The 14,000-nt window shown below is 68.5% G+C and carries 11 protein-coding genes; 7 read left to right on the top strand and 4 right to left on the bottom strand.

Annotated elements, in window-relative coordinates:
• Nucleotides 1-8 precede the first annotated feature (8 nt).
• Both ACFWNN_RS19030 and ACFWNN_RS19025 read right to left on the bottom strand, forming a co-directional pair.
• Complete coding sequence (locus ACFWNN_RS19030) at nucleotides 9-821, bottom strand: basic amino acid ABC transporter substrate-binding protein (RefSeq protein ID WP_382441231.1); 813 nt, start codon at nucleotides 819-821, stop codon at nucleotides 9-11.
• 241 nt (nucleotides 822-1,062) lie between these two features.
• Nucleotides 1,063-3,717, bottom strand: coding sequence for a glucosidase (locus tag ACFWNN_RS19025; protein ID WP_382441230.1), 2,655 nt, complete (start codon nucleotides 3,715-3,717; stop codon nucleotides 1,063-1,065).
• 147 nt (nucleotides 3,718-3,864) lie between these two features.
• On the opposite strand from ACFWNN_RS19025, the gene ACFWNN_RS19020 reads away from it, so the two are divergent.
• Nucleotides 3,865-5,901 carry a hypothetical protein gene (locus ACFWNN_RS19020; RefSeq protein ID WP_382441229.1) on the top strand — a complete coding sequence of 679 codons (2,037 nt, stop codon included), beginning with the start codon at nucleotides 3,865-3,867 and terminating at the stop codon, nucleotides 5,899-5,901.
• Here the strand turns inward: ACFWNN_RS19020 and ACFWNN_RS19015 are convergent.
• A complete protein-coding gene (locus ACFWNN_RS19015) occupies nucleotides 5,852-7,270 on the bottom strand; it encodes a M20/M25/M40 family metallo-hydrolase (RefSeq protein WP_382441228.1) in 1,419 nt (472 codons plus the stop codon). The two genes, ACFWNN_RS19020 and ACFWNN_RS19015, sit on opposite strands and share 50 nt — an antisense overlap.
• A 354-nt stretch (nucleotides 7,271-7,624) precedes the next feature.
• Between ACFWNN_RS19015 and pdhA the strand changes: the two genes are divergently transcribed.
• The 4 genes from pdhA (at nucleotide 7,625) to ACFWNN_RS18995 (ending at nucleotide 11,517) form a co-directional block, all read left to right on the top strand.
• Nucleotides 7,625-8,821, top strand: a complete 1,197-nt coding sequence (gene pdhA / locus ACFWNN_RS19010) for a pyruvate dehydrogenase (acetyl-transferring) E1 component subunit alpha (protein ID WP_382441227.1) — start codon at nucleotides 7,625-7,627, stop codon at nucleotides 8,819-8,821.
• Nucleotides 8,821-9,846 carry an alpha-ketoacid dehydrogenase subunit beta gene (locus ACFWNN_RS19005; protein WP_382441226.1) on the top strand — a complete coding sequence of 342 codons (1,026 nt, stop codon included), beginning with the start codon at nucleotides 8,821-8,823 and terminating at the stop codon, nucleotides 9,844-9,846. The genes pdhA and ACFWNN_RS19005 overlap by 1 nt, the downstream gene beginning before the upstream one ends.
• 14 nt (nucleotides 9,847-9,860) lie before the next feature.
• A complete protein-coding gene (locus tag ACFWNN_RS19000; protein WP_382441225.1) occupies nucleotides 9,861-11,246 on the top strand; it encodes a dihydrolipoamide acetyltransferase family protein in 1,386 nt (461 codons plus the stop codon).
• A gap of 97 nt (nucleotides 11,247-11,343) precedes the next feature.
• A complete protein-coding gene (locus ACFWNN_RS18995) occupies nucleotides 11,344-11,517 on the top strand; it encodes a hypothetical protein (RefSeq protein ID WP_382441224.1) in 174 nt (57 codons plus the stop codon).
• Here the strand turns inward: ACFWNN_RS18995 and ACFWNN_RS18990 are convergent.
• Complete coding sequence (locus ACFWNN_RS18990) at nucleotides 11,492-12,607, bottom strand: pentapeptide repeat-containing protein (RefSeq protein WP_382441223.1); 1,116 nt, start codon at nucleotides 12,605-12,607, stop codon at nucleotides 11,492-11,494. The genes ACFWNN_RS18995 and ACFWNN_RS18990 overlap by 26 nt on opposite strands.
• Nucleotides 12,608-12,669: 62 nt before the next feature.
• Here ACFWNN_RS18990 and ACFWNN_RS18985 point away from each other — a divergent pair, with 62 nt between their 5' ends.
• On the top strand, nucleotides 12,670-13,590 hold the full coding sequence (locus tag ACFWNN_RS18985; RefSeq protein WP_382441222.1) for a MerR family transcriptional regulator: 921 nt from the start codon (nucleotides 12,670-12,672) through the stop codon (nucleotides 13,588-13,590).
• A gap of 68 nt (nucleotides 13,591-13,658) precedes the next feature.
• Nucleotides 13,659-13,985: a hypothetical protein gene (locus tag ACFWNN_RS18980; RefSeq protein WP_382441221.1), complete on the top strand. Its 327-nt coding sequence runs from the start codon at nucleotides 13,659-13,661 to the stop codon at nucleotides 13,983-13,985.
• Nucleotides 13,986-14,000 lie beyond the last annotated feature (15 nt).

The following is a 14,000-nucleotide window of genomic DNA, read 5'->3' as shown; positions in this document are numbered from 1 at the left end:
AGACGCGACTACTTCGACGTCGGCTTCTTGCCGAACCACTTCTCGTAGATGGTGTCGTAGCGGCCGTCTTCCTTGGCCTTCTTCAACACCTCGTTGACCTTGGCGGCCAGGGCGGTGTTGCCCTTCTTGATGCCGATGCCGTACTGCTCACCGGTGTCGAACTCGGTGGTGACCTCGGTGTCCGGGAACTCCTTGGCGTAGTCGTAGAGCACGCCGTTGTCGTTGATCACGGCGTCGACGGCGCCGGTGCGCACGGCCGTCTCCGACAGCGGGAGGTCCTCGAACTGCACGACGGTGTAGCCGTTGGCGGCCGCGTTGTCGTTGCCGTACTTCTCACCCGTGGTGTCCTGCTGGACGCCGAGCTTCTTGCCCTTGAGGTCGGCCAGGGTCTTGAGGTTCGACCCCTTCTTGACCAGCAGCGCCTGCGAGGCGTCGAAGTACGGGTCGGAGAAGTCGATCGCCTGCTTGCGCTCTTCGGTGATCGTCATGCCCGCCGCGGCCAGGTCGCACTGGTTCGCGTTGAACGACGTGCCGGACGTGATCGTCTCGAACGGCGTGTCGAAGATCTGCTGGGTGACGTTCAGTTCCTTGGCGACCAGGTCGACCAGGTCGACGTCGAAGCCGACCGTCTTGTCGCCCTCGCTGAACTGGAACGGCTTGTAGGACAGGTGGGTGCAGGTGACGAGCTTGCCTGCCTGCACCAGCGTGACGCCCGAGTCTCCAGCGGGCTGGTTCACGGGAGTCGCGCAGCCTGAAGCTGCCATCACGGCCAGTCCCAAGGCCGGGATCATGGCCATCAACTGCCTGGTTCGACGAGCCACTGCGTCACTCCTCGTAACTGTCGCGGACGAGTGAACGGGATCCTGCCACTCGGGTGACGCCCTGGACAGCACGTGCGTGTTACAGGCCACTCCCTTGCAATGATTTTGTGTCAATGAGGGTTTTTGGCCGCAGAATCTTGCGCGATTTGGCTCAGATCACACAACTTCTGCACGTATTGCACACGAATGATTACTACCAGCTAGTACTTTCTTGATCAGGATTTGATCACGACAGTGCTGGTCAGCGTGTTCTGTCGGCCATCAGACCCGCCACCAGAGCGGTCCAGCCGGTCTGGTGGGTCGCCCCGAGACCCTCGCCCGTATCACCGTCGAAGTACTCGCTGAAGGTGACGTGCTTGCGCCAAAGGGGTGATTCGGAGGCCTCCACGCGCTTGCCGTCCGACGGCCTGCGCCCGTCGTGGTCGGGGAGGAAGAGGCCGACGAGCCGATCGGAGAGCTCGTCCGCGACCTGGCCCGCGGTCACCCAGCGTCCGGAGTGCGTCGGCATCTCGACCTGGAACATGCCGTCGTGGAACGCGCAGACCGTGCGCAGCGACTCGACCAGCAACGCGTTGGTCGGCAGCCAGATCGGCCCGCGCCAGTTCGAGTTGCCGCCGAACATAGGCGTGTGCGACTCGCCCGGCTCGTACCCCATGCGGTGGTCCTGGCCGGCGACCTTGACCTCAAGCCCCTCGCGGTGGGCGGCGCTGAGCGAGCGGATCCCGTGCGGTGACAGGAACTCCTGCTCGTCCAGCATCCGGTGCAGCACGCGCTTGAGCTTGCCGTCGTCCAGCAGCGACACGAACGCGCCGCGCTCGTAGTGGAACGTGATGAACTGCCGCAGCTCGGGCCGGCGCTTGAGCAGGTGCTCCAACCGGCTCGTGAACCCGTGCAGCTCCTCCAGCACCCACGGTTCGAGAACAGCCGAAGCCAGCAACGGGATCAGCCCGACCATCGAGCGCACGCGCACCGGTTCGGACTCGACCGACCCGTCGTGGTGGCGCTTGGAGACCCGGTCGTAGCAGAAGCCGTCCTCGTCGTGCCAGATCCCGCCGCCGTGCGAACCGAAGTGCGTGAACGCCTCCGCGATCGACAGGAAGTGCTCGACGAACTTCGTGGCAACGTCCTCATAGGACTCGTCGTCGCGCGCCAGCTCCAGCGCGATCTGCATCAGGTGCAGGCTGTACGCGGCCATCCACGACGTGGCGTCCGACTGCTCCAGCCGCCACTCGCCGAGCATCGGCTCAGACCGGTTGACCGGCCCGATGTTGTCCATGCCGAGGAACCCGCCCTCGAACAGGTAGCTGCCGTCGGCGTCCTTGCGGTTGACCCACCACGAGAAGTTGAGCAGCAGCTTGTGGAAGACCTTGGCCAGGAACCCGCGGTCGCGGCTCCCGTCCGCCCGGTACACCTGCAACGCGGCCCACGCGTGCACCGGCGGGTTGACGTCCCCGAACTCCCACTCGTAGGCGGGAATCTGGCCGTTCGGGTGCATCATCCACTCACGGCAGAACAGCAGCAGCTGCTCCTTCGCGAACGCCGGGTCCACGAGCGTGAACGGGATCGTGTGGAACGCCAGGTCCCAGGCCGCGAACCAGGGGTACTCCCACTCGTCCGGCATGGAGATCACGTCGGCCACGTCGAGGTGCCGCCAGTGCACGTTGCGCGCCTCGGGCGTGCGTCGTGAGCTGGGCGCCTCGGGCTTCGTCGGGTCGCCGTCGAGCCAGTCCCGCGTCCGGAACCGGTAGTGCTGCTTGGTCCACATCAACCCGGCCAGCGCGCGCCGGAGCACGTGCTTCTCCTCCAGGCCGACCTGCGGCGCGATCGCGTCGTGGAACTCGTCGGCTTCGAGCTTCCGCTGCCGCATCGTCTCCTCGAAGCTCGGCCCGAACGGGTCCAGGTGCCCGTCCCCGCCGATGAGCCGCAGCCGGATCGTCACCGTCTCGCCCGGCTCCACCGGGTCGAACGAGTACCAGGCCGCGAACTTCGTGCCCGCCACCCCGGCGTCGTCCGGCCCCACGACCTGGCACGTGGAGGTGCTCCCGCGCACCACGTAGTCGCAGATGCCGTCCTTCGTCCACGGCGACGGGTTCCGCTCCGCGCCGAACAACGCCATCTCGTTGCTCTCGTTGTCCGTCATCAACATCGACGGGCGGTCGTCGAGGTGCAGCGTGTACCGGCCCAGGTTGCCGTGGTCCGCCGTCACCTTCCGGCCGGCCGTGGTGCTCGCCACGAGCTGGCACGGCCGCTGGTCGCGTCCCCAGGCCCACGTGTTGCGGAACCACAACTGCGGCAACAGGTGCAGCGGCGCGTCCTCAGGCCCGTGGTTCGTGGCGCTGATCTCGACGCAGATGTCGTCCGTCTCGGCCTTCGCGTACGTGATCTGCACGTCGAAGAACCGGTTCTCCTCCAGCACGCCGGTGTCGCTCAGCTCGGGCTCGCGGTTCTCCCGCCCGGCGTTGCGCGCCATCTCCCGCAGCTGCCCGTACGGGAACTCCCGTTGCGGATACCGGTAGACCATCTGCATCCACGAGTGCGTGGGCGTCCCGTCGGTGATCCACCAGTGCTCCTTGACGTCCTCGCCGTGGTTGCCCTCCTCGTTGGCGAGGCCGAAGTACCGCTCCTTGAGGATCGGGTCCCTGCCGTTCCACAGGGCGAGCGAGAAGTTCATGAACCCGTGCACGTCGCAGATGCCGGCGATGCCGTCCTCGCCCCAGCGGTAAGCACGGGAACGGGCGTGGTCGAACGGGAACGAGGCCCAGGCGTCCCCTTCGGGCGAGTAGTCCTCCCGGACCGTGCCCCACTGGCGACCCGACAGGTACGGCCCCCACAGCCGCCACGGCGAAGTCGGTGCATCCGACTCCGCGAGACGCGCCCGTTCCGCTTGTTCGCCCATCGCCCCAGTGTGGGACACCAGCGAGGACGCCCGGTCGGGCCCACGTCTTGTCTGAGTGTTTCCTCACTAAAAGGCGGGTGGAATGGAGGCCAGGTGTGACCTGAACGGCGCATGTCGGCCGTTCCCGAACGAGTGCACGATGCACGGGTGACCGAGGACGAGGTCTTCGACGAGGCAGTGGAGACGGCGCTGGGGGCCGACCGTCCCGAGCGGTTGCGGGCCGTGCTGCGCGACGCCAAGCCGTGGATCGTCGCTTCGGCGCGGGCTCACCACGACCGCTACGCGGAGCTCAGGGTCGGCACCGCGCGTGCGCTGGCTCTCGCGCGGGTCGCGGCGAAGCGTCCGTTCCTGTGGCGCTGCCTGCTGCTCGTCGTGATTCCGGTGACCGAGTGCGCGCTCGCGGCGCTGCTGTTCAAGTACGGGGTCAACGGAAACCCCGCGCTGCCCGTCGTCCGCAACACCGCGATCGCCGCCGGAATCGCCGCGCTGGTGCTCGGGGTGTCGTACCTGACCGTGATCGGCAGGACGATCGCCTGGTTCTGGGGAGTCCTGGGGCTGGGCTGCGTCACCCTCGCCATCCTCGGCGTGAACCTCGCCGCGGCGTTCGTGTGGCCCTGGCCCTGGGTGTTCGCCACCCTGCCGCTCGGCATCGGGCTCGTCTGGGGCGTGGGCCTGCTGACCGAGGTCCTCAACGCCTTCCTGCAACCGGCGATGATCGCCGGCCGGTTCGCCGCAGCGGACCAGGCGCTCAGGGAGTGGCGGTCGGCGATGCTGAACGACGGCGTGCTGCCGGCCCTGCGCGCCGAGCTGGGAGGTACCCGGATCGTGCCCGGCGCCGCGCTGGCGTTCGGTGACGCGCGGAACCTGCACCGCGGCGGGTCGCTGGTCAGCCACCAACCGGTGCCCGCGGGCCGGGAGCTGGCCGAACTGGTCGACACGCTCGACGGCGGCAGCTTCGCGCTCGCCGGACCGCGCGGTTCCGGCAAGACCAACCTGCTCAGGGCTTTCTGCCGGGGCGCCTACCGCCGGCAGGGCCAGGCCGCCGACCTGAGCGTGCTGGTCGCGGCGCCGGTCGACTACGTCCCGCGCGAGTTCGTGCTGCACCTCTACGCGCAGGCCTGCCACGCGGTGCTCGCCCACCTCCGCGAGTCCGCTCCCAAGGTCGTCTGGCGTCGCCGGCACAACGCACAGCTGCAGCTGGCCAGGGCGGCGCAGCGCGGCCTCCGCGACATCGCGTACGTCCAGACCCTCACCGGGGAGGCGAGCGGCAAGTTCGGGTTCCGGGGTGCGGAGCTGGCCTACAAGCGCGCCACCAGCCTGGCGGGCCGCCCGCGGACGTATCCCGAGGTGGTCGACGACTTCCGCACCTTCGTCCGCGACGTCGCCCGCACGCTGAACCCCGTGCGCGTGGTGATCGCCGTCGACGAGATCGACCGCATCGGCGCCGGCGAGCCCGCCCGCCGGTTCCTCAACGAGATCAAGGCCGTGTTCGACGTGCCCGGCTGCTACTACCTGATGTCCGTGTCCACCGAGGCCCAGCACGACTTCGAGCTGGCGGGAATGGGGTTGCGCAGCGTCTTCGACAGCTCGTTCGACGAGGTCGTCCGGGTCGACTACCTGGACTTCGAGCTCGCGCGCGGCCTGATCAGCAGGTCCGTGGAGGGGCTGCCGGAGGTGTTCGTGGCGCTCGCCTACGCGTTCTCCGGGGGCCTCGCCCGGCAGCTCACCCGGTCGGCCCGCGCGATCGTCCGGCAGCCGCGCGGCACGTCACTGGCGGCCGTGACCGAGAGGCTCGTCGCCGACGAACTGGGCCGCGTGTGCAAGACGACGGGCGACGCGCTGACGGCGTTGGACGACCGCGACGGCGTGACGAAACTGCTGCGCGTGCTCGTCGATCCCGGCCCGGACCTGCACGAACTGCGCGACCGCGTGCAGACCGCCTACGCCAGGGAGCACACCGCGATCGGCGACCTCGGGGACCGGGCGGCCGCGCGGATCGCGTTCCTCGCCGTCGTCCGCGACCACTTCACGAACGACCTGACCGAGGTCGTCCCCGCGCAGATCGACGCACTCGCGAGAGCGCGCCGCTACGCGGGGAGCAACCCGGCGACAGGACTGGCGTTGCTGGAGGAGTTCAGCTCTGCCTGGACTGCGCGTCCAGCACCAGAGCGACCGCCTCGGTGACCCTGGCCGCGTGCGCGAGGTGCAGCCACTCGTCCGGCACGTGGCAGTTGGAGTCCGGCCCGACCGCGCCCGTCACCAGGAACTGCGCGTCCGGGTAGGCCTCGTGCAGCAGCCCCATGAACGGGATCGAGCCGCCCAGCGAGACGGTCCGCCACGGCGACCCGAACACCTCCTTGCCGGCGTCGTCCAGCGTCGCCGACAGCCAGGGCGCCAGCTCGGGCGCGTTCCAGCCGTCCGCGAACTCGACCCGCGACAACTCGACGGTCGCGCCGTACGGCACGTCGGACGTGAGCTTCTGCTTGACCGCCTCCAGCGCCACCGCGGCGTTCGCGGTCGGCGGCAGGCGGAAGGACAGCACGAGAGTCGTGAACGGCCGCAGCACGTTGCCCGCGTCGTCCGGCAGCGGCAGCCCCTCGGCGCCGGTCACGGACAGGGTCGGCCGCCACCCGGAGTTCAGCGCGAGCTCGACCTCGTCGTCGGACATCGGCCGCAGGTCACCGACCCGCGGCACCGAGCCCCACAACGCACCCGGCGCGGCCTCGACGGCCTCGCGGACCTCGGCCTGCCGTCCGGCGGGGATCTCGACGTGCATCTCCGGCATCAGGACCTCGCCGGTGGCGGAGTCCTCCAGGCGGTCGAGCAGCTGCCGGGCGATCCGGAACGACGACGGCACGATCCCGGACGCCATGCCGGAGTGCATGCCACCCTCCAGCACCCGCACGGTGGCCGTGACCTGCACCAGGCCGCGCAACGACGTGGTCAGCCACATCCGGTCGTAGTCCGAGCCGCCGGAGTCGAGGCACACGACGAGCGCCACGCGACCCAGGCGTTCGGACAGGTGCTCCAGGTAGGCGGGCAGGTCGGGCGAGCCCGACTCCTCGCCGGTCTCCAGCAGCACGACGCACCGGGAGTGCGCACCGCCTGCGGCCCGCACGGCCTCGATCGCGGCAATTGCGGCATAACCGGAGTAACCGTCATCGGCCGCGCCACGGCCGTAGAGACGTCCGTCACGCAGCACCGGGGTCCACGGACCGAGCCCCTCACCCCAGCCACCCACCGGCGGCTGCTTGTCGAGGTGTCCGTAGAGCAACACGGTGTCGTCCGACGAGTTACCGGACGCGGGCACGTCGACGAGCAGGAGCGGCGTGCGTCCCGCCAGTTGGACGACGTCGAGCTGCACGCCGGGGATCGAACGTGACTCGATCCAGAGGCGCACGTGCTCGATCGCGGCCGCCAACTCTCCGTGTTCCTCCCAGGCGGGATCGAACGCGGGAGAGATCGCCGGCACGGCGACGAGCTGAGACAGGCTCGGGACGATGTCGTCGTCCCAGAGCGTCCTGACGGTGCTGGTCACAACTGAGCGGTCCACCTCTCGATCCTGTCACGACTCCGCCTCCGCCCGCGTCCGTAGCCTCTTCCCTGAGACCTCGAACTGAGTTAACGATCGGTAACCGGGACAACGTCGTCCGTTAATCGGACGGCCTAGTCGGAGGACAAAAGGTCGAACTTCCGACTGTTGTCGCTGATCAGAACGTTGACTCGTGTGTTACGAAGTGGGACGGGTCTCACCAACTCGGGTGAGGCCGTGTCAGGATGTGGTCGTAAGCCACCGTCACCGTCGACGGCTGCCTCCGGCCCCACAGGGTTGGCGGCGACCGCCGACGTCGCCGCACGAGGTCGTCACGAGCGATCAGGCGGTCGGAGTAGACAGAGGAGAAGGCGCATGTCGTCCCCTGAGCAATGGACGCACCCTGAGCCGGATGCAGCGCCGGCCGCCACTGCCGCGAAACCGACGGCGGAACAGGTGATCGCAGGCTTGCGAGCGACCGACGAGGGCGGTGCCGACCTGGTCCAGCTCCTCACCCCCGAGGGCGAACGGGTCCAGCACCCCGACTTCGACATCGACATCACGGCGGAGGAGCTGCGCGGTCTGTACCGCGACATGGTCCTGATCCGCCGCGTCGACCGCGAGGCCAACGCGTTGCAGCGCAAGGGCCAGCTCGGCATCTGGGTGCCGCTGCTCGGCCAGGAGGCGGCCCAGATCGGCGCCGGCCGCGCGATGCGTCAGACGGACATGGCGTTCCCGAGCTACCGCGAGCACGGCATCGCGTGGACCCGCGGGATCAGCCCGACGGAGCTGCTCGGCATCTTCCGCGGCACGGACCAGGGCACCTGGGACCCGGTCGAGAAGCGCTTCCACCCCTACACGATCGTCATCGGCAACCAGGTCCTCAACGCGGCCGGGTACGCGATGGGCCAGAAGTTCGACGGCAAGGTCGGCGACGACGAGGGAGAAGCCACCATGTGCTTCTTCGGCGACGGCGCGACCAGCCAGGGTGACGTGCACGAGGGCTTCGTGTGGGCCGCGGTCTACGACGCGCCGCTCGTCTTCTTCTGCCAGAACAACCAGTGGGCCATCTCCGAGCCCACCGAACGCCAGTCGCGGCTGCCGCTCTACCAGCGCGCCCGCGGCTACGGCTTCCCCGGCATCCGCGTCGACGGCAACGACGTCCTCGCGACGCTCGCCGTCACCAAGTGGGCGCTGGACGAGTGCCGCCACGGCAACGGCCCGATCCTCATCGAGGCGTTCACCTACCGGATGGACGCGCACACCACCTCCGACGACCCGAGCCGCTACCGGCTGTCGGACGAGCTGGAGATGTGGAAGCTCAAGGACCCGATCGAGCGCGTGAAGGTCTACCTGGTCCGCCAGCAGTGGGCCGACCACGACTTCTTCGACGGCGTCGAGGCCGAGGCCGACAAGCTGGGCGAGGAGCTGCGGGAGTTCTGCACGAACATGCCCGACCCGCCCGCTGAACGGATCTTCAGCAACGTCTACGCCGAGGGCAGCCCCGTCCTCGACGCGCAGCGCGACGAATTCCTCGACTACGTCTCGGGTTTTGCTGGAGGTGAGCACTGATGGCTGCTCCGACCATGGACCGTTCCACGGCCGCTGCCCCGGCTTCCCCGGTGCAGACGCTCACGATCTCCAAGGCTCTGAACCTGGGCCTGCGGGCGGCGATGGAAGCCGACCCCAAGGTCATCATGATGGGCGAGGACATCGGCAAGCTCGGTGGCGTCTTCCGCATCACCGACGGCCTGCAGAAGGACTTCGGTGAGCAGCGCGTGCTCGACACGCCGCTCGCGGAGTCCGGCATCATCGGCACCGCCGTCGGCCTCGCGATCCGCGGCTACCGCCCGGTGTGCGAGATCCAGTTCGACGGCTTCATCTTCCCCGGCTTCGACCAGATCGTGTCGCAGGTCGCGAAGCTGCACTACCGCACGCAGGGCAAGATCAAGCTGCCCATCGTGATCCGCGTGCCGTTCGGTGGCGGCATCGGTGCGGTCGAGCACCACTCGGAGTCCCCGGAGTCGTACTTCGCGCACACCGCCGGCCTCAAGGTCGTCTCGTGCTCGAACCCGGCCGACGCGTACTGGATGATCCAGCAGGCGATCGACTGCGACGACCCGGTTCTCTTCTTCGAGCCGAAGCGCCGTTACTACGAGAAGGGCGAGGTCGACACCACGACCCAGCCCGGCAAGCTCTTCGAGTCGCGCGTGCTGCGTTCCGGCACCGACGCGACGTTGGTGGCGTACGGCCCGATGGTCCGCACGTCGCTGGACGCCGCCGCGGCAGCAGCGGAGGACGGCACCTCGCTCGAGGTGATCGACCTGCGCACGTTGTCGCCGCTGGACCTCGCGCCGGTCTACGACTCGGTGCGCCGCACCGGCCGTCTGATCGTCGTGTCCGAGGCGCCGTCCGAGTCCTCGATCAGCAGCGAGATTGCAGCGAAGGTCCAGCAGGAGTGCTTCTACTCCTTGCAGGCACCGGTGCTGCGGGTGACCGGTTTCGACACCCCGTACCCGCCGTCGAAGCTCGAGGAGGAGTTCCTCCCCGACCTCGACCGGGTGCTGCACGCCGTCGACCGCTCTCTCGCCTGGTAAGGGGACAACCGGAAATGCCGCAGTACAAGCAATTCCCCTTGCCCGACACGGCAGAGGGGCTGACCGAGGCCGACATCCTCACCTGGCACGTCAAGCCGGGTGACACCGTCACGGTCAACCAGATCATCGTCGAGATCGAGACGGCCAAGGCCGCCGTCGAACTGCCGTGCCCGTGGGCAGGCGTCGTGACGGAACTGCTGGCCGAACCCGGCCAGACCGTCGAGGTGGGCGTCCCGATCATCACGATCGACACCGACCCCGGCGGCGCGGCCGCACCCGCCCCCGTCGCCGCTCCTGTTGCGGCAGAGGCGAACGGCACCTCGTCCGGCAAGATCGGCGAGGAGATGCCGGGCGGGCGCATCGCGACGCTCGTCGGCTACGGCCCGAAGTCCGGTGCCGCGAAGCGCCGTGCCCGCAAGGACGCCGCACCCGCCGCTGCACCCGCCGCTCCGGCTGCCGTGGTGGCCCCGCCCGCTCCCGTCGCCGCTCCGACCCCCGTGGTCGTGGCAGCTCCGGTGCAGGCGCCGGGCGGCTACGTCCCGCTGGCCAAGCCCCCGGTCCGCAAGCTGGCCAAGGACCTGGGCGTCGACCTGCACGCCCTGGCGGGCTCAGGCCCCGGCGGCGTGATCACCCGCGAGGACGTCGAAACCGCCGTCTCCGCCCCGGCCGCTCCCGCCGCCGTGTCCTCTGTGGACAACGGCACCCGCGAACGCCGAGTCCCCATCAAGGGCGTCCGCAAGGCAACGGCGCAGGCGATGGTGGACAGCGCGTTCACCGCACCGCACGTCACCGAGTTCCTGACCGTCGACGTCACCCCGATGATGGAACTGCGCGCGCGCCTCAAGAACGCGCCGGAGTTCCGCGGCGTGAAGCTGACCCCGCTGGCGTTCTGCGCCAAGGCGGTCATCCTCGCGGCCAAGCGCACCCCGGACGTCAACGCGACCTGGGACAGCGCCGCCAACGAGATCGTCTACAAGGACTACGTCCACCTGGGCATCGCGGCAGCCACGCCGCGCGGCCTGGTGGTCCCGAAGGTCCGCGACGCAGACCGCATGTCCCTCAAGGAACTCGCGGTAGCACTGGACGAGCTCGCCACGGTCGCCCGCGACGGCAAGACGTCACCGGCCGACATGATGAACGGCACCATCACGATCACCAACGTCGGCGTCTTCGGCGTCGACACCGGCACGCCGATCCTCAACCCGGGCGAGTCCGCGATCCTCGCCCTGGGCGCGATCCGCGACATGCCGTGGGTGGTGGACGGCGAGATCAAGGTCCGCAAGATCTGCCAGCTCGCGCTGTCCTTCGACCACCGCGTGGTAGACGGCCAGCAGGGCTCGCAGTTCCTGGCCGACGTCGGCGCACTCCTGGCCGAGCCGGGCATCGCGATCACCTACTGAGTCACGTTCTGCCGAGGGGTCCCTCGTTCGCGTGAAGCGGGCGGGGGACCCCTCGTTCTTGCCCGCACCTCGTCTGACGTCGTGCAACGCTGCCGCCATGATCGAGACGAGTGGCGAGTACTTCGCCGGCTGGGGCACGCTGACCCTGATCAACGCGGGCCTGGCGCAGGCCAAGGGGCGCAGCGGCCTCGCCTGGTTCCTGCTGTCGTTGCTCCTCGGCCCGATCGCGACGTTCCTGATCGTCGTCATGGGCCCTCCAAAGACGATATGACGGTGTTGTTCGTGAACCGCACAGCCCGGAGGTTGTGGTAGAGGAACCTGCGTACGTCGATGTCACTGTCGATGAGTGTGCAGAGTTCCACCCGAAACACCGTGGACAAGGTCAGGTCCTGCCCGGAGAAGTTGCTCTTGGTGAAGTCGCAGCGGTAGAAGTCCACCCCACGACCGAACACGTGCATACCGCGCATGTCGAAGGTCGCGTGGTCGAAAGAGCACCCGACGAACTCGATCGCGCCGTAGCCGAAGTGCGTGTCCTGGAAGTTCACCGTGGTGTGGGTGAAGGTCGTACCGTGGCAGCTCAACTTGGTGTCCTTGAACGCGGTGCGTTCGAACGAGGTGTTGTCGCCGGTGAACTCGGCACCGTCGAACACGACCGCACCAGCGAACGTGCGCTCGCTGAAATCGGCGTCCACGAATCGAATGCCGGTGAAGTCGAAATTCAGCGCCGACCACGGCCCGGCTTCACGGTGTGAGCCGAGCCGATCGCGCAGGGCGCGAAGGATCTTGTTCGTCGTCTGGCTGTCGTCCTCGCGCAGCCTCAACTGGTCGATCAACGCGTCGACGCACATCTGCTGTTGTACTTCCCAGTCGTCGGCCAGACCAGCCATCGCCGCGACTCCCGCGATGCGCAAACCAGGCTGCTCACCGCTCAACAGCTCAGCGGCGTCCTTGAAGCGTTCGGTGAACAGCTTGGTGCGCTCGCGTTCCTCCTGGTTGAGCGCGTGCGCGTGCGCCGCCTCAGTGACGCGCTGCTTGCGGTAGTTCACCGCCAGCGCCACCACGCCACCGAACCCCGCAACGACTGCGAGCCCGATCTTCAACAGGTCCAGCATCTCGGTCGTGCTGAACGCGGCCTGCTTCGGCATCGTCGGCCAGCCCAGCAACCACAACAGCCCGCCGCCCGCCGCCGCGGCCACGAGTGCTGCGATCAGCAGCCAGCCGACGATCGACGCCCAGACCGGGGACTGCCGCTCCCGTCCGTGCCGCCGGCGAAACCGCAGACCAAGGCGCCTGTTGAGCAGCAACAGCCACACCACGGCGAGCGCCCCCAGCGCCGCGTACTGCCAGGTGATCGACCCCACACAGGTGATCGTGCCTTATTCAGGTTGACCCTCCAGCAACTGGAGGGTTCACAGTAGTTCTCGTGACGCGCTACCAGATCGGTGAGCTGGCCAGGATGACCGGACTCACCGTCCGCACCATCAGGTTCTACTCCGATTCGGGCCTCATCCCGCCCTCGGACAGGACCACCGGTGGCTACCGCACCTACGACGCCGACGCGGTGGCGAGGCTGAAGCTGGTCCGCACGCTCAGAGACCTGGGCGTGGACCTGCCGACGGCCGGCCGCGTGCTGGCGCGCGAGGTGTCGGTGACGGACGTGGCGCGGGCACACGCGGACGCGATCGACGCGCAGATGAGGACGTTGCGGCTCAGGCGAGCCGTGCTGCGCGCCGTCGCCAAGGGAGGGGAGATGGAACTGATGAACGAACTGGCCCGGATGTCGGACGAGGAGCGGCAGCGCATCCTCGACGACTTCTTCGAGGAGGTGTTCGGCCCGTACGAGCTCGATCCGCAGTTCGAGCAGCACATGCGATCCGTGCGGATCGAGCTGCCGGACGACCCGTCGACCGAGCAGCTGGAGGCGTGGGTCGAGCTCGCGAAGCTCGTGCAGGACCCGGACTTCCGCGCGGCCGTGAAGCGCATGTCGCAGCAGCACGAGGAACAGCGCCGCAACGGCGCGGACATGGGCCCGCCCGCCGAAGGGCAGATGGAGGCGTTCAACTTCGCCATCGCCCAGGCCCGCGAAGCCCTCGACGCCGGCATCGCGCCGGAGTCGGACGAAGCACGGGCCGTCGTGGCCCGCGTCAACGCCAACTGGGCGGAGGCCCTGGGCCTGCCGAACGACGAGACCCTCGTGGCGAAGCTGCGCGAGCTCTCCGACTTCGCCGACCCGCGCGCCGAGCGCTACTGGGTGCTGATCGCGAAGGTCAACGGCTGGCCCGCCACGCCCGACCACTCGCGCGAACGCACCTGGCTGCGCGAAGCCGGCCAGCCCTTCGGCTGAACACCTTGAGTCCTGCGGGAACCAGCTGGGCGCCCAGCTCGTTTCCGTGGCAACGAAGGGGGTTCGTCATGTCCGCACTGTTCGAGATCTTCGGTGCCGTCCTGGGTGAGACGTTCGGCCAGACCGAGGAAGACCGCTCACGCGGCGACGGCGACGTCTTCATCGACGGCGAATGGCAAGAGGGCGAACTGTTCTTCGGCCCCACCAAAATCATCTGGGACGAACGCATCATCTTCAGCGACGCCGAGGGCCGCGTGGAACAGATCGTCGACCAGGACCCACCCCACCCGAGCTTCGTGGTGCTCCGCTTCCGCCGCCCGCACGACGTGGTCCAGCTGGCCGTGCACCGCCGCGAACTCAAGCGAGTCGGCGCAGTCCTGACACTGCCCCTCTGAAGGCGAGCCCCAGCG

Source organism: Lentzea sp. NPDC058450 (genome assembly GCF_042721395.1).
Classification (GTDB): domain Bacteria; phylum Actinomycetota; class Actinomycetes; order Mycobacteriales; family Pseudonocardiaceae; genus Lentzea.
The sequence above is the reverse complement of the archived record's forward strand: the minus strand, read 5'-3'. Positions and strand labels throughout refer to the sequence as shown.

Excerpts from the sequence above, each read along its gene's own strand:
- ACFWNN_RS19025 (WP_382441230.1), bottom strand. The coding sequence starts at position 3,717 with ATGGGCGAACAAGCGGAACGGGCGCGTCTCGCGGAGTCGGATGCACCG.
- pdhA (WP_382441227.1), top strand. The coding sequence starts at position 7,625 with ATGTCGTCCCCTGAGCAATGGACGCACCCTGAGCCGGATGCAGCGCCG.
- ACFWNN_RS19005 (WP_382441226.1), top strand. The coding sequence starts at position 8,821 with ATGGCTGCTCCGACCATGGACCGTTCCACGGCCGCTGCCCCGGCTTCC.
- ACFWNN_RS19000 (WP_382441225.1), top strand. The coding sequence starts at position 9,861 with ATGCCGCAGTACAAGCAATTCCCCTTGCCCGACACGGCAGAGGGGCTG.
- ACFWNN_RS18995 (WP_382441224.1), top strand. The coding sequence starts at position 11,344 with ATGATCGAGACGAGTGGCGAGTACTTCGCCGGCTGGGGCACGCTGACC.
- ACFWNN_RS18980 (WP_382441221.1), top strand. The coding sequence starts at position 13,659 with ATGTCCGCACTGTTCGAGATCTTCGGTGCCGTCCTGGGTGAGACGTTC.